We start from the raw sequence: 25,950 nt of genomic DNA on the forward strand, positions 1-25,950 counted from the left end.
TTAGCTTTGGGAAAGCCGGGCCATTGCGATGCGGGTAAAGAGACTAACGGCTAACGGCTAATGGCTAGCAGCCCAACTCAACCGCAAAGCTAAGCCTTATCGGGCGCTGGCTGGCTTTTTTCGAGGGCGGTGAGGCGCTGCTCCAGCTCGGGCAGGCGGCGGTAGATGATGGCGGAGCGCAGGCTGTCGCGCAGCGGCAGGGGCGGGTAGCCTTGCAGGGACTGGCCCTCCGTGGTTACCGACCTTTGCAGGCCGGTTTTGGCGGCCAGGGAGGTGCGGTTGGCCACCGAGATGTGGCCCACCAGGCCCACCTGCCCGGCTAGCACGCAGTAGTCGCCAATTTTGGAGGAGCCGGAAATGCCCGTTTGGGCCGCGATAACGGTGTGCTTGCCAATCTCCACATTATGAGCTAGTTGCACGAGGTTGTCGATTTTGCTGCCCTGCCGCACGGTGGTGCTGCCCATGGTGGCGCAGTCCACGGTGGTGTTGGCCCCAATGCTCACATCGTCTTCCAGCACCACATTGCCAATCTGCGGAATGGCCTTATAGGAGCCGTCGGGCTGGGGCGCAAAGCCGAAGCCATCGCTGCCCACTACCGCGCCGGCCTTGATGACGCAGCGCTGGCCAATAACGGTGTCGGCGTACACCTTGGCCCCGGCGTGGACAACCGAATTGTCGCCGATGCGCACCCGGTCGCCGATGTAGGCGTGCGGAAAAATAAGCACGTTTTCGCCCAGTATGCAGCCTTCGCCCACGTACGAAAAAGCCCCCCGGTAGTGCCCCAGCCCGATAGTCGAGTTTTCGCCTATAAAGCTGGGCTGCTCTACGCCGCGCTTACCCATGCGCGTGGCCTGGGCATAAAACTCCAGCAGCTTGGTAAAGGCCGAGTAGGGGTCGGCCACCCGCACGAGGGCGGCGGCCACGGGCTGGCGCAGCACCAGCGCGGGGCTCACGATAACGGCAGTGGCCTGGGTGGTGTACAAAAAGGGCTCGTACTTGGCGTTCGCCAGAAACGCGAGGGAGCCGGGGCCGGCCTCTTCAATCTTGGCCAGGCTCGATACAAGGGCCTCGGCGCTGCCCTCCACGGTGCCGCCCACCACCTGGGCAATCTGCGCAACGGTAAACTTCATAGGGGGCAAAAGTACAGACCACAGATTTAACTGATTTCAGCGGCTAGAACGGCTTATTTGTGGTTCCAGCCGCTGAAATCAGTTAAATCTGTGGTCCCGAAGTACGCTTGCAGACGCTCACGCAGCAGTGCCACCAGGGCCGGGTCCTGAAACTGGTAGTTGTCGGGAATGCGCAGGTTGATAATTGGCTTGCCGTGCAGCTCGGCCCCAAACTTGGCCCGCAGGCGGTCGGCGTGCTTTTTCTCCATCACGAAGATGACGTCGGCCCAGCCCAGGTGGCCGGCGGCCACGCGCACGCGGGCCCCCGGCTCGGTGCCCGCCGAGCGGGCCAGCAGGTGCACGTGGCCGTCGAAGAGGCGCTCGGCGGTGAGGCTGCGCCAGCGGTTCTGGCTACATATAAACAGGAGTTGGCGGGGGAGGAGTGGCGTAGAAATCAAAGCGGCAGGTGGGTTTTTAATGCAAGGAAACGACAGATTTCCATTACTCGCAACATTTTGACTATGTTACTTTTACCAAACAATCTGGCTGTTCGGCCGGCCAGATTTTGCCAGCTCAAAAGACCTTCTCTTTGAGCGTCTTATCCCACCCAGGCCGCTTTAATCTTATGTCCCGTTCTTACTCCTTTTCCTCCTCGCCCGGCCGTTGGCTGGGCGCCTTAGCGCTACCGCTAGCCCTGCTGCTACCGGGCCGCGGCTGGGCGCAGGCCGCCACCACCATCCGCCTCGAAGCCGAAAGCGCCACCCTCAAGGGTGCCAGCGTGAGAACGACGGTAGCGGGCTACGCCGGTACCGGCTACGTTGCCGACTTTGCGAGTAGCACCGACAGCCTGATTTTCACCTTCCCAGCCCAGGCCGCCCCTTACAGCCTGGTGGTGCGATACACTTCCAGCGTGCTAGCGGGCAGCACCGCGAGCAACAGCGCCCGGGTGGTGGTGAACCGCATAGCCAGCTCCCAAGCCCTGGCTACTACCGGCGCGAGCTTTGGCTCGCTGCCAGTGGGCACGTTCAATTTTACGGCTACCAACAACAAGGTGGCCATTGCTGCCAGCCAGGGGACCTTTGGCATCGACTACATCGAGCTGCAGCCCGTGGCCCAGCTCGTGCCCCTTGTGAATGGCCGCGCCGAAGCCGAGGCGGGCGTGCTCAGCGGCGTGACCGCGGCTACTACGCCCACGGGCTTTTCTGGCGCCAGCTACCTCACGGGCTTCGACAATACCGACGCAAAACACGTTGATATCGTGTTCAATAACCCTACTGCGGGGCTCTTCAAAATGAACATCGGCTACACGTCGCCCTATGACCTAAAGGTGGCCAACGTGACGGTGAACAACTCCAGGTCCACGGCTTCGCTGGCAAAAACTGCGGCCGGGGCTGATTTCATGTCCGCCGATGCGGGCACCTTTCTGCTACCCGCCGGCGTCAACATCGTGTCGATTGGCGGTAATTACGGCTACTACGGCATCGACTACATCCAGCTAACGGCAACGTCGGTAGCGCTGCCGTCCAAGCCGGTTAAGCAGCTTTCCGACCCGCTGGCTACCCCCGCGGCCAAGGCGCTGCACGCGTACCTCGTTGATTTGTACGGCACCAAAACCTTGTCGGGGCAGCAAGACGACCAGTATGGCAACAGCGGCTCGGAGGTGAGGTACGTGCTGGCTACCACCGGCAAGGAGCCGGCCATTGCCAGCATGGATTTGCTCAACTACGCCTCGGTAGCTGTGGCGCGGTACGGGGCGTCCACCGACGCCGAGCGCTACCTCACCTGGAGCCCAAGCGGCAACGGCCGCGGCATCACCTCGCTGATATGGCACTGGCGGGCTCCTGCCGACAACGTGACGGCGGCCAACCCAACCGGCGACCCGGGCGGGGCTTTTTACACAACCAACACGAACTTCAACTTCGCCACGGCCCTGGCCGACACCACCAGCACCAACTACCGCCTGCTGGTGAAAGATATTGACCTGATTGCCGTTCAGCTCAAGAAGTTTCAGGCGGCAAACATCCCCGTGCTGTGGCGGCCTCTGCACGAAACCCCCGGCACGTTTTTCTGGTGGGGCAACCAGGGCGCAGCTAACTTCAAGAAGCTATGGCAGCTCATGTATACCCGCCTGACGGTCCGCCACCAGCTGCACAACCTGCTGTGGGTGTACTCGGCCAATGCCCTGCCCGATGCCAGCTGGTACCCAGGCGATGACTACGTGGATGTGGCCGGCGACGACATTTACCAGTCGACCCCGACGCCTGACCCCAACGTGAACATTTCGGGCAACTGGACCGCGATGCGGGCCATGGCCCCTAATAAGCTGATAGCCCTTACCGAGAGCGAAAGCCTGGCCAACCCCGACCAGGTTCGGGGTTACGCCACCTGGTGGTCGTGGTTTTGCGGCTGGCAGGGTAGCTACATCCGGCAGCAGCCGGTAGGCTTCCTCACCAGCCTCTACAACGACCGCGACGTCCTCACCAAGGATGAGCTGGCCGACTGGAAGGGTTCGGCGCTGGCCACCAAAAGCGGCGCGGCCGCCGCGGCCGCCGGCCTCACGGTGTACCCCAACCCGGCCAACGGCTACACGCTCAACCTGGGCCTGCGCCTCGCCACCGGCCAGGAAGTAGAGGTGACACTCGTCAACAGCCTCGGCCAGCGCGTGGCTACGCTGCGCCCGCGCCTGCTGGCCGGCGACAACCAGCTGCAACTGCCCATCGCGGGCGTGGCCCCCGGCATCTACCAGGTGCTGGTGCGCCCCGCCAATGAGCCGGCGCTAAGCCAGCGCGTGCAAATTCGGTAGGCTGCCCAGCCGGCCCTACTAAAAAGTCCTTCCCCTTGCCTGGTTTGCCAGGTAAGGGGAAGGACTTTTTGTTGGTCAATACTAGCAACGCCGTTGGCCGCAGGGACGCGCTGAAAGGCAATGTACAATGTTTGCTTGGCGCTTGCGCCACCCTAGCTCAGCGAGCTAAGGACTGGGCTGCCACGCCCTGCGTCGTGATTTTGACGGGTAGAATCTGGCCAGTCTTATCGAAGTGCAGCTCATCAATGCACACCACGCGGTGGTTGCCGTCGGGGTCGCCGAGCGGGTGGCGGTGGTACACGATGTACCAGCGGTCGGTGCCCGGCACGTTGAGGATGGAATGGTGCCCCGCGCCGGTGCCCACCTGCATGTCCTGCTGCAAGACTTTGCCTACCCGCCGAAACGGCCCAAACGCCGAGCTGCCCACCGCGTATGCCACTGAGTAGTCGGGGCCAGTCCAGCCGCCCTCGCTCCACATGAAGTAGTATTTGCCCTGGCGGCGGAACATCAGCGGCCCTTCCACATACTTATCGGGCGTGATGGACTTGAAAACCTTGCCATCGGCGAAGGGCACGAAGCCCGTAAAATCGTCTTTGAGTTGGGCAATGTTGCAGTGCTGCCAGCCACCGTAGATAAGGTAATACTTGCCGTCAGTGTCTTTAAACACAAACTGGTCGATGGGTTGGGCACCGTTTTCGATGGTGCCCACCAGTGGGTGCCCCAGCAGGTCTTTGAACGGCCCGGCCGGCTGGTCGGCCACGGCCACGCCAATGCCGCCCGGCGGCTCATTGGGCTTTTCGGGGTGGTAGTCGTTGGCCCCAAAAAACAGGTAGTACTTGCCGCCCTTGGCCACGATGGCGGGGGCCCACATGGCCCGGTGCGCCCACTTCACGCTGGCCGTGTCGATAATGCGCGGGTGCTTGGTCCAGTGCACAAGGTCGGGCGAGGAGAAGGCGTCGAGGTGCTCTTGCTGCTCATAGGGGGCCGAATACGTGGGATAAATCCAGTACTGCGAGCTGAAAATGGCCGCCTCCGGGTCGGCGTACCAGCCTGGGAAAACGGGGTTGCCGGCTCGTTTTGAAGCCATTTTTTGGGCAAAGCCTAATTGGCCCCAGAGCAATACGGCACCGAGCCAGAATAACTTTCTCATAGTAAAAATCAGCTGGCTACTACTGCACCCGGTCGGCGGCTGCCGCGCAGGCCATACCACACCACGTAAGCATAGCAGAGCACCGGCAGCAGGAGCGCCACGCGCAGCCCGCTGTGGTCGGCCATTGTGCCAAACAGCAGTGGCACCAGCGCGCCGCCCACCACGGCGGTACACAGTAGCCCCGAACCCTCCTCGGTGTGACGCCCCAGGCCGGCCAGCGCCAGCGGAAAAATCACGGGCCACATAATCGAGTTCATTAATCCCACGGCCAATAGGGTCCACATGGCAGTGGCCCCCGCGGTATTGATGGAGATGAGCACTAGCGCGGCGGCACAAATGGCGTTGGTTGCCAGTAGCTTGGCCGGCGAAACCTTGTTGAGTAGATATGCCCCGCCAAAGCGGCCTACCATGGCGGCACCCCAGTAGAGCGCCACCCGGTCGCCGGCCGATTTTGGGTCGAGGCCCATCACATCGGGTAAGGCCAAGTAGCTGACCAAGTGCGAACCAATGGATACCTCGGCTCCCACGTAGGCAAAAATGCCCACCACGCCGAACACCAAGTTGCGGTAGTGCCAGGCCCGCGTAGAGCCGGCATCCACAGTGGTGCCGGCGGCTTCGGTGGCCGGCACAATCTGGGGTAGGTTTACCCGGCTCAGCAGCAGGCTGATAAGCAGTAGCACGGTGCCGATAATCAGGTAGGGGATTTGCACGGCCGTCACGTCGATGCTGGCGGCACTGGCCACCGTGTTGAGTTTTGGCAGGCGGCTCAGAATCAGGGCGCTGCCCAGCAGTGGGGCCAGAAACGTACCCAGCGAGTTAAATGCTTGCGTGAGCGTCAGGCGGGCCGACGCCGACCGCGCCGGCCCCAGAATGGCTACGTACGGGTTAGCCGCCACCTGCAAAATAGTGATACCCGAAGCGAGCACGAACAGCGCCCCCAAAAACAGCCCATACACCCGTTGCGCCGCCGCCGGATAGAATAGAAATGCTCCTACGGCCGCCACCACGAAGCCTAGCAGCATCCCGCGCTTGTAGCCCACCCGCGCCACCAGCTTGCCGGCCGGGATGCTCATCAGAAAATAAGCCCCGAAAAAGCACAGGTTAATGAGGTTGGCCTGCGCGAAGGACAGCTGAAAAATGGCCTTCAGGTAGGGAATGAGAATATCGTTGAGGCACGTGATGAAGCCCCACAGAAAAAACAGCGTGGTAACGGCGCTCAGCGCCGAGGTGTAGCGTGGGGTAGGGGTGAGCGAATCGGAGCCGGCCGCCTGCGGCGGCGCGGAGTACATTGGAACAGCCATGCGGGTGAGAAAAGGAAGACGAAGCCCCGAAGATATTCGTTACTCTCCTAACCACCTAGTTCCCGCGCCGGGGGCCCACCGGCCGGTACGCGTATTTGCCGGAAAACTACCAGCCCTGAGTTGCGCCGCGGTCCGACCTTCGTGCCGACGGCAAGCACTATTCCCCATCCTTAGCTGATGCTTACGAAAAAATTCAAGATAGTCTTCATTATCAACGTATTACTGGTGCCAATGGCCCAGGCCACCGTGCGGCTGCCCGCGCTGGTGGGCAGCCACATGGTGCTGCAGCGCGACCGCCCGGTGCCCGTGTGGGGCTGGGCCGCGCCGGGCGAGGCCGTCGCACTCACCTTGGCGGGGAAGACATACCAGGCCAGCGCCCCCGACGCCACTGGGCGCTGGCAGGCTACGCTGCCCGCCACGCCGGCCGGCGGCCCCTACACCCTCACGGTGCGCGGCCAAAACACGCTGGAGCTCAACGATATCCTGTTTGGCGACGTGTGGCTGGCCTCGGGGCAGTCCAACATGCAGTTCAAGGTGAAGGACGGCAACCCCGGTGGCTACCAGCCCACCGACCGCGCCGACCAGGAAATAGCGGCCGCCAACTGGCCCAACATCCGCTTTTTCACCGCCAACCAGGTGGCCGCCTACCGCCCGCAGGCCGAGGTGGCGGGCACCGGCTGGCAGGTGTGCAGCCCCGCCACGGTGGCCGGGTTTTCGGCGGCGGCATACTTTTTCAGCCGCGATTTATACCGGCAGTACCAAGTGCCCATGGGCGTAGTAGTGAGCAGCTGGGGCGGCACCCTGGCCGAAGCCTGGACCAGCGCCGAGGGCCTCCAACCGCTGCCCGAGTTTGCGCCCAGCGTGGCCAGCTTCGCTACCAAAACCACCACCCTGCGCGACGACCAGGCCGCTTACGAAGCCAAGCAGCAGGCCATGCTGCACAACGTGCGCGCCTACGATAAGGGCTACCTACCCGGCGGCCAAACCTGGGCCGCGCCCACGGTCGATGCCCGCGCCTGGCCCACCATGACGTTGCCCGGCTACTGGGAATACCAGCCGGGACTAGGCACTTACGACGGCGTAGTGTGGTTTCGCAAGGAAATTGACCTGCCGCCCGCCCTGGCCGGGCAGCCCCTCACGCTCTCGCTGGGCAAGATTGACGACGCCGACAGCACGTTTTTCAACGGTGTGAAAGTGGGCGCAATGAATGGCTACGACCGGCTGCGGCGCTACCAGGTGCCCGCCGCGCTGGTGCGGCCGGGCCGCAACGTGATTACCGTGCGGGTGGTAGACACGAGCGGCAGCGGGGGCGTAGCGGGCACGCCTGACGAGCTGACGCTGAGTAGCGCGGGGCAGTCGCTGCCCCTGGCCGGCCCCTGGCAATACCAGGTAGGCATCGACCCCAAGGAAATCCCCACGCCGCCTTACGTTGGCGGTGGTCACATGGCCCCCACGGCGCTGTACAACGGCATGATTGCGCCGCTTATTCCGCTGGCTATCAAGGGCGTAATCTGGTACCAGGGCGAGAGCAACGCTGACCGCGCTGCGCAGTACCGCACGCTTTTCCCGGCCCTCATCGCCGACTGGCGGCAGCAGTGGGGTGCCGAGCTGCCCTTCCTTTTTGTGCAATTAGCTAATTTTCAGCCCACTAAGCCTGAGCCTAGCGAGTCGGCGTGGGCGGAGTTGCGCGAGGCCCAGGCGCAGGCCCTGCGCCTGCCCCGCACCGGCATGGCCACGGCCATCGATATTGGTGACCCGGCTGACATTCACCCCCACAACAAGCAGGAAGTGGGTCGCCGCCTGGCGCTGGCCGCCCGCCGCGTTGCCTACGGCGATAACAAGCTCACTGCCAGCGGCCCCACCTACGCTAGTCTGATAACGAAGGGTTCGGCTATCCAACTGAAATTCAGTTCGGTAGGAAAAGGGCTGGTAGTAAAGGAAAGCGCTGCCCTACAAGGCTTTGCCGTGGCCGGGGCCGACCGCCAGTTTCACTGGGCCACGGCCCGCCTCGTGGGCAACGAGGTGGTGGTGAAAAGCGCCGCCGTGCCCGCTCCCGTAGCCGTACGCTACGACTGGGCCGATAGCCCCACCGGCAACCTCTACAACCAGGCGGGCCTGCCCGCCGTGCCCTTCCGCACCGACACTTGGCCGGGCGTGACGGAAGGCCGCAAGTAATCGTGTCTTGCGGCGGCTAGGCGGCCTCGCTGGCAGTAATTGGTGGGGCCGTGGCCTGCATAAAGGCGGCAATCAACCGATTGAATGCCGGGCTTTTAGCTAAGAGCAATTGCAGAATGGCAATGCCCGTGAGAGCCGTAGTAATGCCGGCCAGCACATCAAGCGTGTAATGATGGCTGGTGTAAACGGCTGCAAACCAGATGCCTATCATGATAGTGAAGAAAATCAGGTTGAAAAAACCGGATTTGTTCTTCACCGCAAAAAACAGAACAATAACCGGGTATGCCGAGTGCAGCGAAGGCATAGCCGCGAAGACGTTGGCGTTCTTGGCATAGATGCCCTGGAAGATGCTCACCCCAAAAAAGCTGTCGAAGCGGGCCAGCCCCGCCGTGCTGCCCATCGCCAGCGGGTGGAAGGTGAGCCCGTGCTGCTGCACGTACCACGGCGGCGCGGCCGGGTGCACGTAGTAGAGCGTGAAACCGATGAGGTTGACGAGTAAAAACGTCAGTGAAAACTCAAAAAACAGCCGGCGGTTGGTGAAGAACAGGTAGCCCGCAAACGCCAGCGGAATGGGCACCCAGCACAGGTAAAAAATGCCGCACAGCACGTCGAGAAAAGGCCGGTGATTAAGCAGCCAAAACTCGTTGGGCGTCAATAGCTTGCCCTGGTACGTGATGCCAAACAAGCTCTTTTCGGTGAGGTAGAGATGGGCTACGTCCACGGCCCGATAGGCGTAGTTGGGGAAGGCCCGCATGTAGTCGTACAGAATCCAGAATACGACGAAGATGGAAAAGCCGGTGATGAGCCGGCGCGTGGTGTTGGACAGGAAGTAGCAGGCGTTGCAGAGGCCCACCAGCACCAATTGCTCGGGTCGAAAGCCGATGAGCAGGTACGAAAACAGCAGGTAGGCCACCGATAGCGCGGGTACCAGCCAAATACCGGGCCGGGCCAGCCGCCCCGGGCTCGAAGAAGAAGGAAGCATAAGAAAAAGGGGAGGAGCAACCGGCCAACCGGGCCGCCGCCAGGGGCACTACACGCCCACGCGCGAGGTAATGGGCTGGCGGGTGGCCGTGTCAAGGCCCTTAAACTCAATGTATTTGACGTTGGGTACCCAAAACGTGCCGCCCTCGATGCGCAGGTACACGCGCTCCAGCTGAATCTGCTTGTTGGCTACTAGGGTGTACACGTGGAAGGCGTTGTCCACGCCCGATTTCATGAGCATGAACGGTACTTTGCCGTAGGCGGCAAACTTCAGCTCGTATTTATTGGTCGCTATCTTCTTGGCGCTGAGGCCGTAGGCAAATTTGCGCTGAATGAAGTTGAGGTCTTTGCGCTCGCTGTTTTCATCGTAGCGTATCCAGAATACCTTAATTGGCTCACCGTCATCAAGTTGACCAGCTTTATCAACGTTGAGTTGGTAGATAACAGTGTTGGTGTTGGGGTCGCGCTGCAAGTAGAATAGCTGGTTGGCCACGCCCTTGGGCACCGGGAACGTGAGCGTCTGTTGCGGCGTAGCGGCACCCAGAGTTAAGTTGCTAAATAGCAAGCCGATGGCCACAATTGCGGCCGCGGCGGTAGCCGGGCGAGCAGGGCTGGCGGCAGCGGGTGTACTGGCCGCCAACGCTTCCTTTTGGTTTAGGCCCTTCTTCGCTTGCAGGATGCGCGACACGGCCGTGATGTTGGCCAGCACGGCCAGAATAGCGATGGGAAAGGTGAGAATCGACATTGTTTCGAACACGTGAAACGGTATGCCCGGCACGAACAGCTTGTAGTCGCCGCCCAGCCAGTAGGAGCTGAGGCCGCACAGCAACGCGCTCAGGCCCAGTAGTACTACGCGCTCGGGGCGCTGCATGAGGCCGCCCTTACAGTCCACGCCCAGGCCCTCGGCGCGGGCGCGGGTATAGCTCACCATCATGGAGCCGATGAGGGCGATGAACGCGCCCAGCGAGCCCAGCAGGTAGTGGTGCGCCACCAGGTAATAGCAGATGCCCAAAAACGTGAATAACTCGCTGTAACGGTCTAGCACCGAGTCGAAAAACGCGCCGTATTCGCTCTTCATGTTGCCCAGCCGGGCCACCTGGCCGTCGAGCATGTCGAAGAGCCCGGCAAACAGGATGAGCGCCCCGCCCCAGCCCACGTAGCGCAGGTCGCCGCGGTTGCCCTCCTCCCCACCGATGATGAAGAGCACGGCCACGCCCACGTTCAGTACAAAGCCGGTGAGCGTCACGGCGTTGGGCGTGAAGCCCAGCCGCACCAGCAGCCGCACAAAGGGGTTGATAACCGCGTAGATGCCGGTTTGCAGGGCAGTGCGAATAGCGTCGAAACTCATGGCGCTGAAAAATTAAAAATCTATCTTGAAGCGGCCGCGCAGGCCCCATTGTGCTACGTTGGGATTATCCAGGTAGGTGAGGCGCTTGACGATATCGAGCCGAAAGAGTTTAAAAATGTTGGCCACGCCCACGCTGGCTTCGGCGTAGGGCTGCGAGCCCAGGATAAACGAAATGGGCTGGCCCTGCGCATCGCGCAAAAACTGGTACAGCTCGGGGTGGTTGGCCGGGTTATTCTCGTCGCGCACGCCGCCGTAGAGTAGTTTCAGCGAGGCAGTTTCGCGTAGCTTGAGGTGCTTTATCAGGGGTAATTTATTGAAGAAGAATCCGTTGAAGTTCTGGTCGATGAATAAACTGGCGTAGTGGTCGCTCGAAAACTCCAGGAAGTTCATTAGGTTGTACGAGTTCAGCTGGTACGAGTACGACTGGTTGGCGCGGTGCACATCGAGCAGAGGAAACGGCACCTGGCCCAGCACGTAGCCGCCTTCCAGCGTTACGTCGGCGTGGCCCAGCTGCGACAAATAGAACCGCTTGGTGGCGTTGGCCGCCACGTTGGTGTAGTTGTATTCGCCGTTGAAAAACCCCTTGACACCCCGGGATAGCTGCGCCGAAAAAATGGGGTAGGCGTTGATAATGGGCGTGCGGTAAAGCTTGCCCTGGTAAAAAGCCTCGTTGGGGGCCCAGCGCAATCCCAGTATCAATTCAGTGGTAGTGAGGCTGGTAACGCTATTGGGCTGGTCGTTCACCACGTTGCGGAAGTACAGGCCGCCGGCCGGCGTCTGCTGCAACTTCTTGAACCCCAGCGTATAAGAAAAGTGGTTGTTGAACTCGTAGACGTAGTCGAGCCGGTATACGTCGTTGTAGAGGTACTTATCGTTGACGCCCCGCTTAAAGGACAGCAAAAAGTTGTCCTCCTGCACAAACTGCAAGTCCTGCCCCGGAATGCGCGTATCGCGCTGGAAGCTGGCCCGCAGCAGGCGCTGCGGAAACTTGTAGATGGACGTGTTATTGAACGAGTACGTGGAGCTCAGAAAGTACTTCCACTTCTCGTCCTTGAAGCCGTAGGCCGTGTACGTTTCGAAGAAAATGCGCTTGCTAAAATCCGGGGTGGTGCGCCCGCCCACCCGCAGCCGGAAGCCCTCCACGGGGTTGAAGCTGTAGAACGTGTTTGACGGCCCCACCTCAAACGGCCCGAACGACTTGTAGCCCGAAAATAAGAACGTAAACAGCGTGAGCGAACGCTGGAACGACTTGATAGTCTGCAAAGTATCGACGTTGCGGTAAATCGCTTTCTCCACCTGGCTCAGGCTGTCGGGCCGGTTTTGCTGCAAAAAGGCGGCCCCCCGGCTGGCGCTGCTGTCGGTAGCTACGCGCAGCGGGGCGTTGTAGAGGCTATCGGGCTGCGCCTTGTTAATCAGGTACTTGCTGAACGACACCGTGCGCTCGCCATAGAAGCCCGAGCCCTTCTCCGTAATGCCGAAGTCGATGCCCAAAAAGCTCTTGCTCAGGTGGTAGCGCTTGTCGGGGTTCTCGGCAAACTCCAGGCTGGCATTCAGGCTCTTGACAAAGTTGAGGTTGATGCGCTTGTCCACCGACAGGTTGGCCTGCTGCACGGCGTAGTTGCCGTCGAGCGTGACGTAGAGCTTGCCCGCAAACAGCATGTCGCCCTTGTTGCGCGGAAAAAAGCTCAACTCAATCAGCTGCGGCACGTGCTGCCGGAGGGTATCCGTAATGTAGTATTGGTAGAAGGTGGGCGCGCTGTTAGCGATGGGGCTAAGTAGCTGGTTACCAAGCAGCGAGACATTGTTGGCGTAAATATCGATGTCCTGGTACATTCGATTGAAGTAGGTGCTTAGGCCCTCATTATCAATGAAATGCTTGTCAAACTCCACCTGCTTGTTACCCAGCACCACGGTCTGGCGCTTGGCCGGGTCCTTGCGGTAGTACTCGTGAAATAGCTTCTCCTCCAGGTAGATAGGCAGAATATTGACGCCGCCCGCCGCCGCTGAGTCCTGCGTTTTGAACAGAAACTGGTAGTTGCGGAAAATCTTCCGGTTCTTGAATTTATCCGATAAGTTGCTGAACGAGAAGCTCATCTTCTCATACTTGTCGTACTCCACGTAGGGGTAGCTCTCGGGCCGGTTCTGCTCCTTATTCTCAATCACGTGGCGGATGAGCGTCACGGCTGGGTTGTCCTTGTTTTTGTAGCGCGGCGGCTTGGTGCCCCGTACTACCACCTCGTTGAGCAGGGCGGTGCTGGTGGCCAGCTGCACGTTGAGCGTGAGCGCTTGGCCGGGCGTAATCGTCTTGGTCACTGAGCTATAGCCCAGGTACGTAAACACGATTTTGGTGTACTGGGCCGGCACTTGCAGCGTAAACTGGCCCTGGTCGTCGGTGTTGGTGCCGATGGTAGATTGGGGCACCGACACGCTCACGAAGGGCAGTTTCTCCCGCGTTTTGGCATCAGTAACCACCCCCCTAATGGTGGTGTTTTGGGCCAGACCCACGGCGGGTATGGCCAACAGCAGCAACAGCAGCCAGCGCAGCCCAGCTGCCGCCAAATGCCGGTCATCCCAACGCCTCATGACTTTTTAAATACAAAATACAGCTGCAAGAAGTAATTGAAGCCCACGCCGACCACGAGTGACACTATCACCTTGCTATACACATAATTAAGGTGCAGCAGCTGGGTAAACAGATAAACCCCGGCCGCGTTTAGCAGCATGCTGCCCACCCACACCAAAAAATACCTAACTCCCTGAGTGTCTGCCTGCTGCTGACGGGCCTGAAACACATAGTACCGGCCCAGATAAAAGTTGACCAGGCCCCCGGCTGCGTTGCCCAGCACGGTACCCAGCAGGTACCAGCTGTGCAGCACCTCGACGCAGGCAATGGTGACCAGAAAATCGACGCCCGTGCCCGCCGCCGAAGCGGCCTGTGCCTTCAAAAACCGGCGAACTCGCACCGCCTTAGAGGTAGCCCAGCCGCACGCCGGCTTGCAGCAGCAAGCTGGCGTACACGCCGGCCAGCACGTCGTCCATCATCACGCCCACGCCGCCTGGTAGCTTTTCCATATCTCTAATAAACAGCGGTTTGAGTATGTCGAAAAAACGGAATAATACCAGACCTACTAGCAGGCGCGGGCCTGTGATGGGCACCAGTAGCATGGTTACCCACATGCCGGCTACCTCATCAATCACGACGCGGGAGCTGTCTTTGCCCCAGTGGGGCTCTACGCGCTGGGCCGCCAACGTGCCCAGCGCCAGCACGCCCACCGTGAGCAGGCTAGCTGGCCAGGGCAGCGTGGTGGGCTCACTGGCGCGCGCCAAGTACAGGGCCACGCAAGTAACCACGGCCGCCACAGTGCCCCCGCCCTTGACATACCCGATGCCCAGGACGGAGGCCAGTTGCTTATACACTTGATGAAGAACTTATTAGAGGGCTGCGGGGCCGTCCTGGTACTCCTCTTCGGTGGCGGCTGTCACGGCATCTTCGCCCATCAGCCCGCGCAGGGTGTTGTGCAGGGTCACGAGCTGCTTGAAGATGTCGTGCTCGGGGCGCAGGTGCGCTTCGGTTTGCGGCGCTTTGAGGTAGAACGACAGCCACTCCTGAATGCCCGTGAGGTTGGCGCGCTTGGCTAGGTCCATGAACAGGGCCAGGTCGAGCACCAGCGGGGCCGCCAAGATGGAGTCGCGGCAGAGGAAGTTTATTTTAATCTGCATGGGGTAGCCCATCCAGCCAAAAATGTCGATATTATCCCAGCTTTCCTTATTGTCGCCGGCGGGCGGGTAGTAGTTGATGCGCACCTTGTGGTACATATCACCGTACAGCTCGGGGTTTTCCTCGGGGTGAAACAGGCTGTCGAGCACGCTCAGCTTCGACACCTCCTTGGTGCGGAAGTTGTCCGGGTCGTCGAGTACGAGGCCATCGCGGTTGCCTAGGATGTTGGTCGAGAACCAGCCCTTTACGCCCAGCGAGCGGGCGCTCAGGCCGGGAGCCACGATGGTTTTCATCAGGGTTTGGCCCGTTTTGAAGTCTTTGCCGGCTACCGGGGTGCCGGTGAGGGCGGCCAGTTCCAGCAGGGCGGGCACGTCCACGGTCAGGTTGGGGGCCCCATTCACAAACGGCACGCCTTCCTTGAGGGCGGCGTAGGCGTAAATCATGCTCGGCGCAATGTTGGAGGCGCTGGTGCGCAGGCCTTCCTCAAAGGCGGCCAGCGTGCGGTGCGTTTCGGTGGGCTGGTGATAGATTTCCGTCGAGCCGCACCACACCATCACCAAGCGGCTGCAGCCGCGCTCGGCTTTAAAGTTGCGAATGTCCGCAATTACCTGCTCCACCAAGTCGAGCTTGGTCGTGTATTCCTTGATATGCGTCCCGTCGAGGTTCTTCACATAGTGCAGGTCGAAGGCCGCTTTCATGGGCTTGATGGCCTCCATCTCGGCGCGCACGCCCTTCAGGGTTTTGTAGTCGAGCACGCCCGCGTTGAGGGCGGCTTCGTACACGTTGTCCTCGTATACGTCCCAACCGCCAAACTCAATATCGTGGAGGTCGGTGAGGGGCACGAAGTCTTTAATTTTAGGGTTGCCGCTCGCCGTGCGAATCTTACCCATCTGGGTGAGCGAGCCAATGGGCTGCGAGTCGCCCTTGCGCACGGCCAGCACGCCGGCAATGAGAGTAGTAGCCACGGCCCCCATGCCGGGAAGGAGGATACCTAGTTTGCCTTCGGCTGGCGCGAGTGGCCCTTTTTGTTCTTTCATTAGAAAATGAGTATTCGGAGCCGCAGTAGTAAAACGCGGCCGGTAAAGGTATTTTGGAATGGCAAGACGGATGCGCATCAGAAATACTTCATCCGCATTAGGAGAGTATAACCAATAAAGGGTGCAAAGTTATTGCCCGAATGCATCGCGCCCTGGCCAAACGCTCTACCTACCAGTGCCCCGCTTTCCGCCCGAGCTCCACCGCGTGCGCTAGAAATGATTGAGCAACAAATTAGTAACGCCGCGCCCAGCTGCCAAGCGGTGCTTGAAAGCGGGACTGTCCCACTTGCCAGCGCGGGCAAGAATCAGGCAAGTTTTTTTAAGAAAAAACGGTGGCAATAGCGTACTGCCGCGCCCCAGCCCAGAAGTTACCCAGCCAACTAACCCTCCCAACGCAAAATACCTGGCCGGGTTGGGCAAGTTGTTGGTTTGTAATTAACTGACAATCAAATGAATATTCGATTGCCCGAAAAGTTGCCTCGGAACTCCTTGGGCGTGCAGCCCTTGCGCTTTTTGAAGGTGCGGTTGAAGTTGGAAATGTTATTGAAGCCGCACTTGTAGGCCACTTCGGCCACGTTGTGGGTGGTGTCAATCAGCATGCGGGTGGCGTGGCCCAGCCTAATTTCGTTTAGGCTGTCAATAAACGTGCTGCCGATGCGCTTCTTAATGAAGCGGCTAAATGAGGCCTCCGGCATGTTGGCCACCTTAGCCACTTCCATGAGCGTAATGGGCCGGCTGTAATTAGCGTTCATGTACTCAAATACCTTCTCAATGCGCCGGCTGTTGTAGTTAAACTGCTCATTGTCAGACCCCGCGTCGGAGAGCGTGCGCATGTTGCGCGACGTGGACAGGTCGTGCAAAATGGAGAATAGCTCCAGCACCGAGTCGAAGCCGTTTTTTTGCTCCAGTTGCAGCAGCCGGGGCTGGAGGCGCTCGATGGTGTCGCGCGAAAAAAGCAGGCCCCGCTGCGCCTTGTCAAACATGGTTTTGATGAAGCTCAGCTGGTTGCGCCGCAGCAGCCGGTCCTCAAACAAGTCTTTGTGAAACTGGATGGTAAGCTCCGTAATCTGCTCACTCGCACACTTATGCGTGAACCAGGCGTGGTACAGGTTGGGCCCCACCAGCACCAGCTCCAGGTCGTCAATCACCTCAATGTTGTCGCCCACAATGCGCTTGGCGCCGCCGGCATTGATAATCAGGTTTAGCTCGTATTCCTCGTGGTAATGAAGCGGAAAATCGAATTTTTTCTTAACCCGCGAGAAGAGCGTGAAGCAGTCGCTTTGAGTAAGCGGCGTGATTTCGCGCATAATGTCCTGTTTCATGGGTGGGGAAGGTTAGGTAGATTGAGGCAATAAAAGTACAGCCGTTGGGCAAAATGCTATTACCGGGTGCACCCTGCTTTTTTGAAATGTACGAAGTATTAGGCGCTAATTGTCAATTGCTTATAAATAAAGCGACTTATTGTTCAGCAAGCCAGCGGTAATCTGCTACCAGCAAATGTCGGGATAGTATTAGAAAGCGCGTACCCAGGCAAAGACCTTTGCGCCATCCTATTCCCACCCCAAGCAAGTGCTGGCCGCGCTGGCCGCCCCCGGGCGCGCCGGCTCACGCGGCCCACTCGAAACCCTCGCTGCATGAATGTATCTCTGTCTCGCTTTTTGCTGGCAGCTGCCTTGGGGCTCAGTGGCTTAGCCGCCACGGCTCAGCCCGCCGGCTTTGTGCGGGTGCAGGGCACGGGCTTCACCCTCGATGGCAAGCCCTACCGCTACATCGGGGCCAACTACTGGTACGGGGGCCTGCTGGCCACCCAGGGCCCGGCCGGCAAGGCCCGCCTCACCAAGGAGTTAGATTTTTTGAAGCAGCACGGCGTCACCAACCTGCGGGTGATGGTGGGGGCCGAGGGCCTGAGCGGCGGCTACCAGTACCGGGTGTTGCAGCCCTTGCAGCCCGCGCAAGGCAAGTTTGACGAAAACATCATGGCCGGCCTCGACTATTTCTTGGCGGAGCTGGGCAAGCGCCGCATGAAGGCCGTGCTGCACTTTACCAATACCTGGGAGTGGAGCGGTGGCCTGGGCCAGTACCTGGAGTGGAACGGCTACGCCGGCCAGCCGCTGCCCAAAAACCCCGGTTATACCTGGGATAAGTACCGCGCCTACATTGCGCAGTTTTACAGCTGCGAGCCGTGCAAGGGGGCCGTGGCCACCTACATCCGCTACGTGCTGGGCCGCACCAACAAGCTCACTGGCCAGCAATACGTGCGTGACCCCACCATCATGGCCTGGGAAATTATCAACGAGCCCCGGCCCATGCTGCCGGCCGCCAAGCCCGCCTTCGAGGCCTGGATGCAACAAACGGCGGCCCTGGTTAAGTCGTTGGATAAAAATCACTTACTAACTACGGGCAGCGAGGGCGACATTGCCACCGACGGCGACATGGCCACGTACGAGCGCTTGCACGCCGACCCCCACATCGACTACGCCACCATCCACATCTGGCCCAAAAACTGGGGCTGGTTCCGCGACACGGCCACCACCAGGGGCATGCCCGCGGTACTGGCCAAGGCTACGGCCTACGTGGACCGGCACGCCGCCACGGCCCAGAAGCTGAATAAGCCGCTGGTGGTGGAGGAGTTTGGCCTGCCGCGCGACGGGCAGGTATTTACGCCGGCCGCCAGCACCACGCTGCGCGACGAGTACTACGCCACCCTGTTTGGCATGATGCCGCGGCAGCCGGTTATCGCGGGCTACAATTTCTGGGCCTTTGGGGGGGAGGCGCGGCCGGTGCCGGGCCAGGTATTCTGGAAAGCCGGCGATGCCTATATGGGCGACCCCGGTGGCGAGGAGCAAGGCCTGAACTCGGTGTTTGACGCCGATAAATCGACCTGGACCGTAATTGATAAATATCTAAAAAACAGCAAGTAAGTGATGAATTTTCGTAAGCTGATGCTGGGCTTCGCGCTGGCTGCCTGCGGGCTGGCCGGCCGCGCCCAGGCCCAGGGCGCGCCGCCCGCCGACCCCGCCGCCACCCCCGAAACCAAGCAGCTGCTGGCCAACCTGCACCGGCTGGTGGGCCGGGGCGTCATGTTTGGCCACCAGGATGCGCTGGCCTACGGGGTGGACCAGGGTAAGATGTGGAAGGGCGACGCCAACCGCGCCGACGTGAAAAGCGTGAGCGGCTCGTACCCGGCCGTGTTTGGCTGGGAACTAGGTCATATTGAGCTCGATAGCACCCGCAACCTCGATGCGGTGCCGTTTGAGCGCATGAAGGGCTACATCAGGCAGGGCTACGCGCAGGGCGCGGTGGTCACCATCAGCTGGCACCTCGATAACCCGCATAATGGCCACACGGCCTGGGACACGGCCCGCACGGTGCCGTTCATTTTGCCCGGCGGCCAGGACCACGCCAAGTACGTGCGCTACCTCGACCGGCTGGCCGCCTTTCTGGGCAGCCTTAAGGGCAGCCGGGGCGAGGCCATTCCGGTTATTTTCCGGCCGTTTCACGAGCACACGGGCTCGTGGTTTTGGTGGGGCCAGAAGGAATGTACGGCGGCCGAGTTTAAGGCGCTCTGGCAATTCAGCGTCAACTACCTGCGCAACGAAAAAAAGCTGCACAACCTGCTCATCGGCTACTCGGCGGCCGACTTCAAAACCGAGGCCGACTACCTGGAGCGCTACCCCGGCGACGGCTTCGTGGACGTGGTAGGCTTCGATGACTACTGCCGCGACGTGGCCAAGTTTAAGCAGGGTATGGAGCAGAAAATGAGTATGTTAACGAATATTAGCAAGGCCCATCACAAGCTGCCCGCCCTCACCGAGTTTGGCTACGATGGCCTGCCCGACCCCACTTGGTGGACTAAAACGATGTTGCCGCTGCTCCAGCAATACCCCGTGTCGTACGCCCTCACCTGGCGCAATGGCGACCCGGTGCACTACTTCGCACCCTTCCCCGGCCAGGCCAGCGCGCCCGACTTCAAGCAATTCACCCAGGATAAGAAAATCCTGATGGAGAAGAACGTGGCCCCGCTGCGCCTGTATAAAGTAGCGCTCAAGTAAGTATCAATTAATCAATTAGTTGTATTAGCTACGCCCAGTGTGCTAACCGATTAAAAGGCTAACAGCTGCCGGCTACTGGCTGGCGGCAAAATTCCCCGCATGAAGCTTCACCCCATTGACTTTCTCATTATCGCCACCTATTTGCTGGCGACTGTGGGCATTGGCCTGTATTACCGCAAAAAATCGAGCCAGGACAAAGACAGCTACATGCTGGGCGGCCGCACGCTGCCTTGGTACAAACTAGGGCTAAGCGACGCCTCCGACATGTTCGACATCAGCGGCACCATGTGGATGGTGAGCCTCTGCTTCGTGTATGGCATGAAAAGCATCTGGATTCCCTGGCTGTGGCCGGTGTTCAACCAGGTGTTTCTGATGATGTACCTCTCGCGTTGGCTGCGCCGCTCGGGGGCCAGCACCGGGGCCGAGTGGCTGGCCACGCGCTTTGGGCAAAAGGGGCCGGGCGTGGCGGCTTCGCACCAAGTGGTTATCGCCTTTGCGCTGCTCAGCTGCCTGGGTTTCCTGGCATACGGCTTCGTGGGGCTGGGCAAGTTTATCGAGATTTTCATTCCCTGGGATTTGGTGAAGGGCTACGTGCCCTTCGACGTGGCCCCGCAGTACGTGTCGCACGTGTACGGCATCGTGTTCACGCTATTTGCCATGTTTTACTCCATCGTGGGCGGCATGCACAGCATTGTGCTCGGTGATATTATTAAGTATTGCATTATGACGGTGGCCTGCGTGGCCATTGCCATCATTGCCTACGTCAACTTGCAGGGTCACGAGCTGGCGGTGCCCAACGGCTGGTTTAACCCCTTCTTTGGCTGGCGGCTGGGGCTCGATTGGAGCAAGCTCATCCCGGAGGTCAACAGCAAAATCTCCAGCGACGGGTACTCGCTATTTGGCATTTTCTTTATGATGATGGCCTTCAAGGGCGTGTTTGCCTCGCTGGCCGGCCCCGCGCCGAACTACGACATGCAGAAAATCCTGAGCACGCGCTCGCCCGAAGACGCCAGCAAAATGAGCGGTTTCGTTTCGATTATCCTGCTGCCCATCCGCTACGCGCTTATCATCGGCCTCACTATCCTGGGTTTGCTCTACTACCACCAGATGAACCTGAAGGCACCCGATGGTAGCATCGACTTTGAGCGCATCTTGCCCCTGACTATCAACAACTTCCTGCCCGCTGGCCTGGTTGGCCTCGTGCTCACGGGCTTGCTGGGCGCATTCATGGGCACGTTTAGCGGTACCGTGAATGCGGCGCAGGCCTACGTGGTCAACGACATCTACCTAAAGTACGTGAACCCGCAGGCCAGCACCAGCCGCATCATTTCCATGAACTACCTGGTGGGCGTGGTGGTGGTGGCCGTGGGCGTGGTGCTGGGCTTCCTGGCCAAGGACGTGAATACGGTGCTACAATTCATTGTATCAGCGCTTTATGGGGGCTACATTGCCTCCAACGTGCTCAAGTGGCATTGGTGGCGCTTCAACGCCACGGGCTTTTTTGTGGGCATGACCACGGGCATTGTGGCGGCCATGATTTTTGGCGTCCTCATCCCGTCGGGCAACCTGCTGTACTGGTTTCCGGTGCTGTTTGGCATCTCGCTGGCGGGCTCCATCATCGGCACCTACCTGGCCCCGCCCACCGAGGCGGCGGTGCTCCACAATTTTTATCGCACGGTGCGGCCCTGGGGCTTCTGGGGCCCGGTGCTGGCCGAGGTGCAGGCGCAAGACCCTGCCTTCCAGCCCAATAAAAACTTCAAGCGCAATATGCTCAACATCGTGCTGGGCATCATTGCGCAGCTCTGCCTCACCATCCTGCCCATGTACCTGCTGCTGAGCCAGCACGTGCCACTGGCCGTGGTGGTCGCCATTCTGGTGGTAGTGGGTTTCATCCTGAAAAAAACCTGGTGGAACCGCCTGAGCGACGACTAGCTTTTTAAGCTGCTGGCTGAGAGCTATTAGCTGTTAGCTGCTTGTTCAATAATCACTTATCCCTTTTATCACACCAAAAAAGCTAATAGCTAGCAGCTAATAATATGGCTTCTATATTTCAACACCGCCTGCACCTGCTGCAAACCAAGCACGACCAGCTGCTGCACCTCACCAATGAGAAAGAGGAGGTCAGCAACGGCGTTTTCGACCGCTACAGACGCCCCGTGCTCACGGCCGCCCACGCCCCACTAACCTGGAAATACGACCTCAATGCCGCCACCAACCCCTTCCTGATGGAGCGCATTGGCATCAACGCCACGCTCAACGCCGGGGCCATTAAGTGGCAGGGCAAGTACGCGCTGGTGGTACGGGTGGAGGGCAACGACCGCAAGTCGTTTTTTGCGGTGGCCGAAAGCGCCAACGGTATCGATGGCTTCCGCTTTCACGAGCGTCCCATCACGATGCCCGAAACGGCCGACCCCGATACCAACGTGTACGACATGCGCTTGGTAGCGCACGAAGACGGCTGGGTTTACGGCCTGTTCTGCACCGAGCGCCGCGACCCCGCCGCCTCCGACGCTGACCAGTCGGCCGCGCTGGCTAAGTGCGGCATCGCCCGCACCAAGGACCTCGTAGCCTGGGAGCGCCTCGCCGACCTCACCACCAACTCGGCCCAGCAGCGCAACGTGGTGCTGCACCCCGAGTTTGTGAACGGCCAGTACGCCTTCTACACCCGCCCGCAAGACGGCTTCATCGACGCCGGCACGGGCGGCGGCATCGGCTTCGGCCTGTCGCAGTCCATCGAAAACGCCACGGTGCTGGAGGAGGTTATTGTCGATAAAAAGCAGTACCACACCATTTCAGAGCTGAAAAACGGCCTCGGCCCGGCGCCCATCAAAACCGCGCAGGGCTGGCTGCACCTGGCCCACGGCGTGCGCAACACCGCCGCCGGCCTGCGCTACGTGCTCTACATGTTCATGACCGACCTGCACGACCTCACCAAAATCACGCACAAGCCGGCCGGCTACTTCCTGGCCCCGGAAGGGGAGGAGCGCGTGGGCGACGTGTCGAACGTGGCCTTCGGCAACGGCTGGATTGCCGACCCCGATGGTCGGGTGTTCATCTACTACGCCTCGTCGGACACGCGCATGCACGTGGCTACTTCTACTATCGAGCAACTACTTGATTACGTGGTGAATACTCCCGAAGATAATTTGCGTTCGGCCGCCTCGGTGCAAGCCATTAATGCACTTATTGATGGTAACCAGGCCCTTACGCCTGCCTCTGTAGGCGAGCGGGTGGCCAACGCGGTGAGTTCAAAAGGATAGGGAGAGAAATAAAAAATGGCTGTCATTGCGAGCACCGCGAAGCAATCCCACCTGAACGAGTCGTTCAGTGGTTATTTGGGTGCGATTGCTTCGCGGTGCTCGCAATGACAGCCGATTATAAGTGAAGCTATGCTGCAAGTCACTGAATTTCAAGAAGAACTGGATAGTATTCTGGCTTATTGGCGCACCCATACCCCCGACGAGGCGCAGGGTGGCTTTTTGGGTAAAATCGACAACGACAACCACCCCACTGCCACCGCGCCCAAAGGCGCGGTATTGCACGCCCGCATTATGTGGACGTTTGCGGCGGCTCACAACCACCAGCCCAACGCCGAAAACTTGGCCGTGGCCCGCCGGGCCTACGACTACATTACGGCGCATTTCCTGGACGCCGAGCACGGCGGCGTGTACTGGTCGGTGGATTACCAAGGCCAGCCGCTCGATACCAAAAAGCAGATTTATGCCTTGGCTTTCACCATCTACGGGCTGGCCGAATACCACCGCGCCAGTGGCGATAAAATGGCCCTGGAACACGCGCAGGTGCTGTTTCGCACTATCGAAGCCCATAGCTTTGACCCCGCCGCGGGCGGCTACCTCGAAGCCTTCGCCCGCGACTGGCAGCCCCTCGGCGACCTGCGCCTGAGCGCCAAGGATGCCAACGAGAAGAAGACGATGAATACGCACCTCCACATTCTGGAGGCGTATGCCAACCTCTACCGCGAGTGGCCCGACGCGGACCTAGCCCGGCAAATCAAGGCCCTGCTGCTCGACTTCGCCGACCACATCATCGACTCCAAAACCGGCCACCTCATCCTGTTTCTGGATGAGCACTGGCGGCCCCGGCCCGATGCCATTTCCTTTGGCCACGATGTGGAGGCGGCCTGGCTGCTGCTCGAAGCTGCCGAGGTGCTGCACGAGCCCGGCCTCATCACGCACTTCCGGCAAACGGCCGTGCAGCTGGCCCGCGCCGCCGCCGAAGGCCTGGCCCCCGATGGTGGCCTGGGCTACGAGCTGCACCCCGGCGGCCACTGGGATGCCGACCGCCACTGGTGGGTGCAGGCCGAAGCAGTGGTAGGTTTTTACAATGCCTACCAGGTGAGCGGCGACGCGCAATTTGGGGCAATGGCTGAAGGCGCGTGGCGCTTCACGCAGCACCACATTCTGGACCGGCAAAATGGCGAGTGGCTCTGGGGCGTGCACGCCGATAATTCGCTGATGGCTGGCGAAGACAAGGCGGGCTTTTGGAAGTGCCCCTACCACAACGGCCGCGCCTGCCTCGAAATGATAAGGCGTCTGAGCAGTTGCTAACGCTACTTTACCCTTTCCACCCATGCACAGGCGGCGCTTTCTTACCCTTTCGGGTGCATCGCTGGCCAGCTTGCTGGTGCTGGATGCGGCCGCCACGGCGGCCCGCCCGGCCTTGGTACGCCCACCGGCCAAGGTGCGCGTGCGGCTAGCCGACGGTACCCACGAGTTGACTTCGGCCGACAAGCTTACCTGGTACTACCGCGACTGCATGGTGCGGCTGTTGCCGCAGGGCGCGGGGCTGGCCGTGCGGGTGCAATGCCCGGGCGTCCCGCTGCGGGCCCTGGAGCTGGAGTGGCGCTACGATGTGCCACCCGCTGCCCGCGTGCTGGGCGACGCCTGGGAGCGCACCTACGGCGACGTGCAGTTTGAGCCCGCCCGCTTCGGCCGCCCGCTGCCCTGGTACTTTGTGCAGCACGGCGCGCGCCCGGCCGATACGGTGTGCTTTGGGGTGCAGACAGGGAGTAACACGCTTTGCTGCTGGCAGATAGGCGAAGGGCGCATGCAGCTGACGCTGGATGCCAGCAGCGCGGGCGTGGGCGTGGAGCTGGGCCCGCGCGAGCTGGCGGCGGCCACCCTCGTGGCTACCGCCGGCCAGCCGGGCGAGGACACCTTTGCCACTGCCCGGCGCTTCTGTGGTATTATGTGCCCGGCCCCGCGGCTGCCGCGCCAGCCGGTGTACGGCATCAACGACTGGTATTTTGCCTACGGCAACAACTCGGCCGACCTCATTTTGCAGCACACCCGGCTGCTGGCCGACCTCATGCCGGCCGGCGGCAACCGGCCCTTCTCGGTCATCGATGCGGGCTGGGCGGCCTACTCACCCGCGCTGCCCGGCGACTGCTGCTGGCAGGATGACTTCTCACGGCCCAACGCCAAGTTTGCCGACATGACCAGGCTGGGCGGCGAAATTCGCCAGCTGGGTATGCGGCCGGGGCTGTGGACGCGCCCGCTCTGCGCCGCGCACGACACGCCGGCCAACCGCCTGCTACCCGCCATCGCGGGCCGCAACGACCCCAAAAAGCCGGTGCTCGACCCCACCATTGCGGAGAACGTGGCGCTGATTCAGCGCAACTTCGCTACCTATCAAAAGTGGGGCTATGAGCTGGTGAAGCATGATTTCACGACCTACGACCTCCTGGGGCGCTGGGGCTTTGAGATGGGCGACGGCTTCACCGCCCCCGGCTGGCGCTTTGCCGACAACACCCGCACCACGGCCGAGGTACTACTGGACTTGTACCGCGCCATCCGGCAGGCGGCCGGGCCGGCCTACCTCATCGGCTGCAACACGGTGGGCCACCTCGCGGCCGGGCTGTTTGAGCTGAACCGCATTGGCGACGACACCAGCGGCCTAGAGTGGGACCGCACCCGCAAAATGGGGGTCAATACCTTGGGATACAGGTTGGTGCAGCATAATAAACTCTTCGCCGCCGATGGTGATTGCGTGGGACTGACCCCCAAGGTGCCGTGGGCCCAAAACGAGCAGTGGCTGCGCCTACTGGCTGGTAGCGGCGCGCCGCTGCTGGTTTCGGCGCAGCCCGAGGCGGTGGGCGCGGCCCAAAAAGTCGCGCTGAAAGCGGCCTTCGCCCAAGCCGCCAAGGTGCAGCCCGTGGGCGAGCCGCTCGACTGGCTTACCGTCCTGCAGCCCAGCAAGTGGCGGCTTGATGGCCAGCTAGTTGATTTCAAATGGAGCTAGGTCGCTCCATTTTTT

At 60.7% G+C, this 25,950-nt stretch carries 19 protein-coding genes; 8 read left to right on the forward strand and 11 right to left on the reverse strand.

Features of this window, described 5'->3' with window-relative positions; all coding sequences use genetic code 11:
- Positions 1–89: 89 nt before the first annotated feature.
- A complete protein-coding gene (gene lpxD, locus ACYVGC_RS10260) occupies positions 90–1,130 on the reverse strand; it encodes a UDP-3-O-(3-hydroxymyristoyl)glucosamine N-acyltransferase (protein WP_460583731.1) in 1,041 nt (346 codons plus the stop codon).
- Between the two features lie 53 nt (positions 1,131–1,183).
- A complete protein-coding gene (locus ACYVGC_RS10265) occupies positions 1,184–1,567 on the reverse strand; it encodes a low molecular weight protein tyrosine phosphatase family protein (protein ID WP_460583732.1) in 384 nt (127 codons plus the stop codon).
- A gap of 167 nt (positions 1,568–1,734) precedes the next feature.
- Here ACYVGC_RS10265 and ACYVGC_RS10270 point away from each other — a divergent pair, with 167 nt between their 5' ends.
- Positions 1,735–3,912, forward strand: a complete 2,178-nt coding sequence (locus ACYVGC_RS10270) for a glycosyl hydrolase (RefSeq protein WP_460583733.1) — start codon at positions 1,735–1,737, stop codon at positions 3,910–3,912.
- Between the two features lie 157 nt (positions 3,913–4,069).
- On the opposite strand, the gene ACYVGC_RS10275 is transcribed toward ACYVGC_RS10270, so the two are convergent.
- A complete protein-coding gene (locus tag ACYVGC_RS10275) occupies positions 4,070–4,999 on the reverse strand; it encodes a glycoside hydrolase family 43 protein (RefSeq protein WP_460583734.1) in 930 nt (309 codons plus the stop codon).
- 71 nt (positions 5,000–5,070) lie between these two features.
- Positions 5,071–6,363 (reverse strand): sugar MFS transporter, encoded by a 1,293-nt coding sequence (locus ACYVGC_RS10280; protein ID WP_460583735.1) that lies wholly within the window; start codon positions 6,361–6,363, stop codon positions 5,071–5,073.
- A gap of 177 nt (positions 6,364–6,540) precedes the next feature.
- Here ACYVGC_RS10280 and ACYVGC_RS10285 point away from each other — a divergent pair, with 177 nt between their 5' ends.
- Positions 6,541–8,538: a sialate O-acetylesterase gene (locus ACYVGC_RS10285; protein ID WP_460583736.1), complete on the forward strand. Its 1,998-nt coding sequence runs from the start codon at positions 6,541–6,543 to the stop codon at positions 8,536–8,538.
- Positions 8,539–8,554: 16 nt separating this feature from the next.
- Here the strand turns inward: ACYVGC_RS10285 and ACYVGC_RS10290 are convergent, their stop codons facing one another.
- The 7 genes from ACYVGC_RS10290 to ACYVGC_RS10320 all read right to left on the reverse strand — a co-directional run bounded on the left by ACYVGC_RS10290 (position 8,555) and on the right by ACYVGC_RS10320 (position 16,944).
- On the reverse strand, positions 8,555–9,520 hold the full coding sequence (locus ACYVGC_RS10290) for a phosphatase PAP2 family protein (protein ID WP_460583737.1): 966 nt from the start codon (positions 9,518–9,520) through the stop codon (positions 8,555–8,557).
- A gap of 48 nt (positions 9,521–9,568) precedes the next feature.
- Positions 9,569–10,867 (reverse strand): DUF4833 domain-containing protein, encoded by a 1,299-nt coding sequence (locus ACYVGC_RS10295; RefSeq protein WP_460583738.1) that lies wholly within the window; start codon positions 10,865–10,867, stop codon positions 9,569–9,571.
- A gap of 12 nt (positions 10,868–10,879) precedes the next feature.
- Entirely contained in the window at positions 10,880–13,450 is a 2,571-nt protein-coding gene (locus ACYVGC_RS10300; RefSeq protein ID WP_460583739.1) for a DUF5686 and carboxypeptidase-like regulatory domain-containing protein, read from the reverse strand.
- Positions 13,447–13,812: a GtrA family protein gene (locus ACYVGC_RS10305; RefSeq protein ID WP_460583740.1), complete on the reverse strand. Its 366-nt coding sequence runs from the start codon at positions 13,810–13,812 to the stop codon at positions 13,447–13,449. The genes ACYVGC_RS10300 and ACYVGC_RS10305 overlap by 4 nt, the downstream gene beginning before the upstream one ends.
- A 22-nt stretch (positions 13,813–13,834) precedes the next feature.
- Positions 13,835–14,284, reverse strand: coding sequence for a phosphatidylglycerophosphatase A family protein (locus tag ACYVGC_RS10310; protein WP_460583741.1), 450 nt, complete (start codon positions 14,282–14,284; stop codon positions 13,835–13,837).
- Positions 14,285–14,299: 15 nt separating this feature from the next.
- Positions 14,300–15,622 carry an inositol-3-phosphate synthase gene (locus tag ACYVGC_RS10315; RefSeq protein ID WP_460583742.1) on the reverse strand — a complete coding sequence of 441 codons (1,323 nt, stop codon included), beginning with the start codon at positions 15,620–15,622 and terminating at the stop codon, positions 14,300–14,302.
- A 446-nt stretch (positions 15,623–16,068) separates the two neighbouring features.
- Positions 16,069–16,944 (reverse strand): AraC family transcriptional regulator, encoded by an 876-nt coding sequence (locus tag ACYVGC_RS10320; protein WP_460583743.1) that lies wholly within the window; start codon positions 16,942–16,944, stop codon positions 16,069–16,071.
- A 312-nt stretch (positions 16,945–17,256) separates the two neighbouring features.
- Here ACYVGC_RS10320 and ACYVGC_RS10325 point away from each other — a divergent pair, with 312 nt between their 5' ends.
- The 6 genes from ACYVGC_RS10325 (at position 17,257) to ACYVGC_RS10350 (ending at position 25,935) form a co-directional block, all read left to right on the forward strand.
- The gene (locus tag ACYVGC_RS10325; protein ID WP_460583744.1) at positions 17,257–18,543 is read left to right on the forward strand and encodes a glycoside hydrolase 5 family protein; all 1,287 of its coding nucleotides are present in this window, start codon (positions 17,257–17,259) and stop codon (positions 18,541–18,543) included.
- Between the two features lie 3 nt (positions 18,544–18,546).
- On the forward strand, positions 18,547–19,674 hold the full coding sequence (locus ACYVGC_RS10330; protein WP_460583745.1) for a glycoside hydrolase family 26 protein: 1,128 nt from the start codon (positions 18,547–18,549) through the stop codon (positions 19,672–19,674).
- A gap of 99 nt (positions 19,675–19,773) precedes the next feature.
- Positions 19,774–21,606, forward strand: a complete 1,833-nt coding sequence (locus ACYVGC_RS10335) for a sodium:solute symporter family protein (protein ID WP_460583746.1) — start codon at positions 19,774–19,776, stop codon at positions 21,604–21,606.
- A 104-nt stretch (positions 21,607–21,710) separates the two neighbouring features.
- The gene (locus ACYVGC_RS10340) at positions 21,711–22,934 is read left to right on the forward strand and encodes a glycoside hydrolase family 130 protein (RefSeq protein ID WP_460583747.1); all 1,224 of its coding nucleotides are present in this window, start codon (positions 21,711–21,713) and stop codon (positions 22,932–22,934) included.
- Between the two features lie 129 nt (positions 22,935–23,063).
- Positions 23,064–24,242 (forward strand): AGE family epimerase/isomerase, encoded by a 1,179-nt coding sequence (locus ACYVGC_RS10345; RefSeq protein ID WP_460583748.1) that lies wholly within the window; start codon positions 23,064–23,066, stop codon positions 24,240–24,242.
- 22 nt (positions 24,243–24,264) lie between these two features.
- Positions 24,265–25,935 carry an alpha-amylase family protein gene (locus ACYVGC_RS10350; RefSeq protein ID WP_460583749.1) on the forward strand — a complete coding sequence of 557 codons (1,671 nt, stop codon included), beginning with the start codon at positions 24,265–24,267 and terminating at the stop codon, positions 25,933–25,935.
- Positions 25,936–25,950 lie beyond the last annotated feature (15 nt).

The sequence above is a fragment of the Hymenobacter arcticus genome (genome assembly GCF_054779975.1).

What these genes read in the sequence shown, in the direction of transcription:
- lpxD (WP_460583731.1), bottom strand. Translation starts at nt 1,130, where the DNA reads ATGAAGTTTACCGTTGCGCAGATTGCCCAGGTGGTGGGCGGCACCGTG.
- ACYVGC_RS10270 (WP_460583733.1), top strand. Translation starts at nt 1,735, where the DNA reads ATGTCCCGTTCTTACTCCTTTTCCTCCTCGCCCGGCCGTTGGCTGGGC.
- ACYVGC_RS10275 (WP_460583734.1), bottom strand. Translation starts at nt 4,999, where the DNA reads ATGGCTTCAAAACGAGCCGGCAACCCCGTTTTCCCAGGCTGGTACGCC.
- ACYVGC_RS10280 (WP_460583735.1), bottom strand. Translation starts at nt 6,363, where the DNA reads ATGGCTGTTCCAATGTACTCCGCGCCGCCGCAGGCGGCCGGCTCCGAT.
- ACYVGC_RS10285 (WP_460583736.1), top strand. Translation starts at nt 6,541, where the DNA reads ATGCTTACGAAAAAATTCAAGATAGTCTTCATTATCAACGTATTACTG.
- ACYVGC_RS10290 (WP_460583737.1), bottom strand. Translation starts at nt 9,520, where the DNA reads ATGCTTCCTTCTTCTTCGAGCCCGGGGCGGCTGGCCCGGCCCGGTATT.
- ACYVGC_RS10295 (WP_460583738.1), bottom strand. Translation starts at nt 10,867, where the DNA reads ATGAGTTTCGACGCTATTCGCACTGCCCTGCAAACCGGCATCTACGCG.
- ACYVGC_RS10300 (WP_460583739.1), bottom strand. Translation starts at nt 13,450, where the DNA reads ATGAGGCGTTGGGATGACCGGCATTTGGCGGCAGCTGGGCTGCGCTGG.
- ACYVGC_RS10315 (WP_460583742.1), bottom strand. Translation starts at nt 15,622, where the DNA reads ATGAAAGAACAAAAAGGGCCACTCGCGCCAGCCGAAGGCAAACTAGGT.
- ACYVGC_RS10320 (WP_460583743.1), bottom strand. Translation starts at nt 16,944, where the DNA reads ATGAAACAGGACATTATGCGCGAAATCACGCCGCTTACTCAAAGCGAC.
- ACYVGC_RS10325 (WP_460583744.1), top strand. Translation starts at nt 17,257, where the DNA reads ATGAATGTATCTCTGTCTCGCTTTTTGCTGGCAGCTGCCTTGGGGCTC.
- ACYVGC_RS10330 (WP_460583745.1), top strand. Translation starts at nt 18,547, where the DNA reads ATGAATTTTCGTAAGCTGATGCTGGGCTTCGCGCTGGCTGCCTGCGGG.
- ACYVGC_RS10335 (WP_460583746.1), top strand. Translation starts at nt 19,774, where the DNA reads ATGAAGCTTCACCCCATTGACTTTCTCATTATCGCCACCTATTTGCTG.
- ACYVGC_RS10340 (WP_460583747.1), top strand. Translation starts at nt 21,711, where the DNA reads ATGGCTTCTATATTTCAACACCGCCTGCACCTGCTGCAAACCAAGCAC.
- ACYVGC_RS10345 (WP_460583748.1), top strand. Translation starts at nt 23,064, where the DNA reads ATGCTGCAAGTCACTGAATTTCAAGAAGAACTGGATAGTATTCTGGCT.
- ACYVGC_RS10350 (WP_460583749.1), top strand. Translation starts at nt 24,265, where the DNA reads ATGCACAGGCGGCGCTTTCTTACCCTTTCGGGTGCATCGCTGGCCAGC.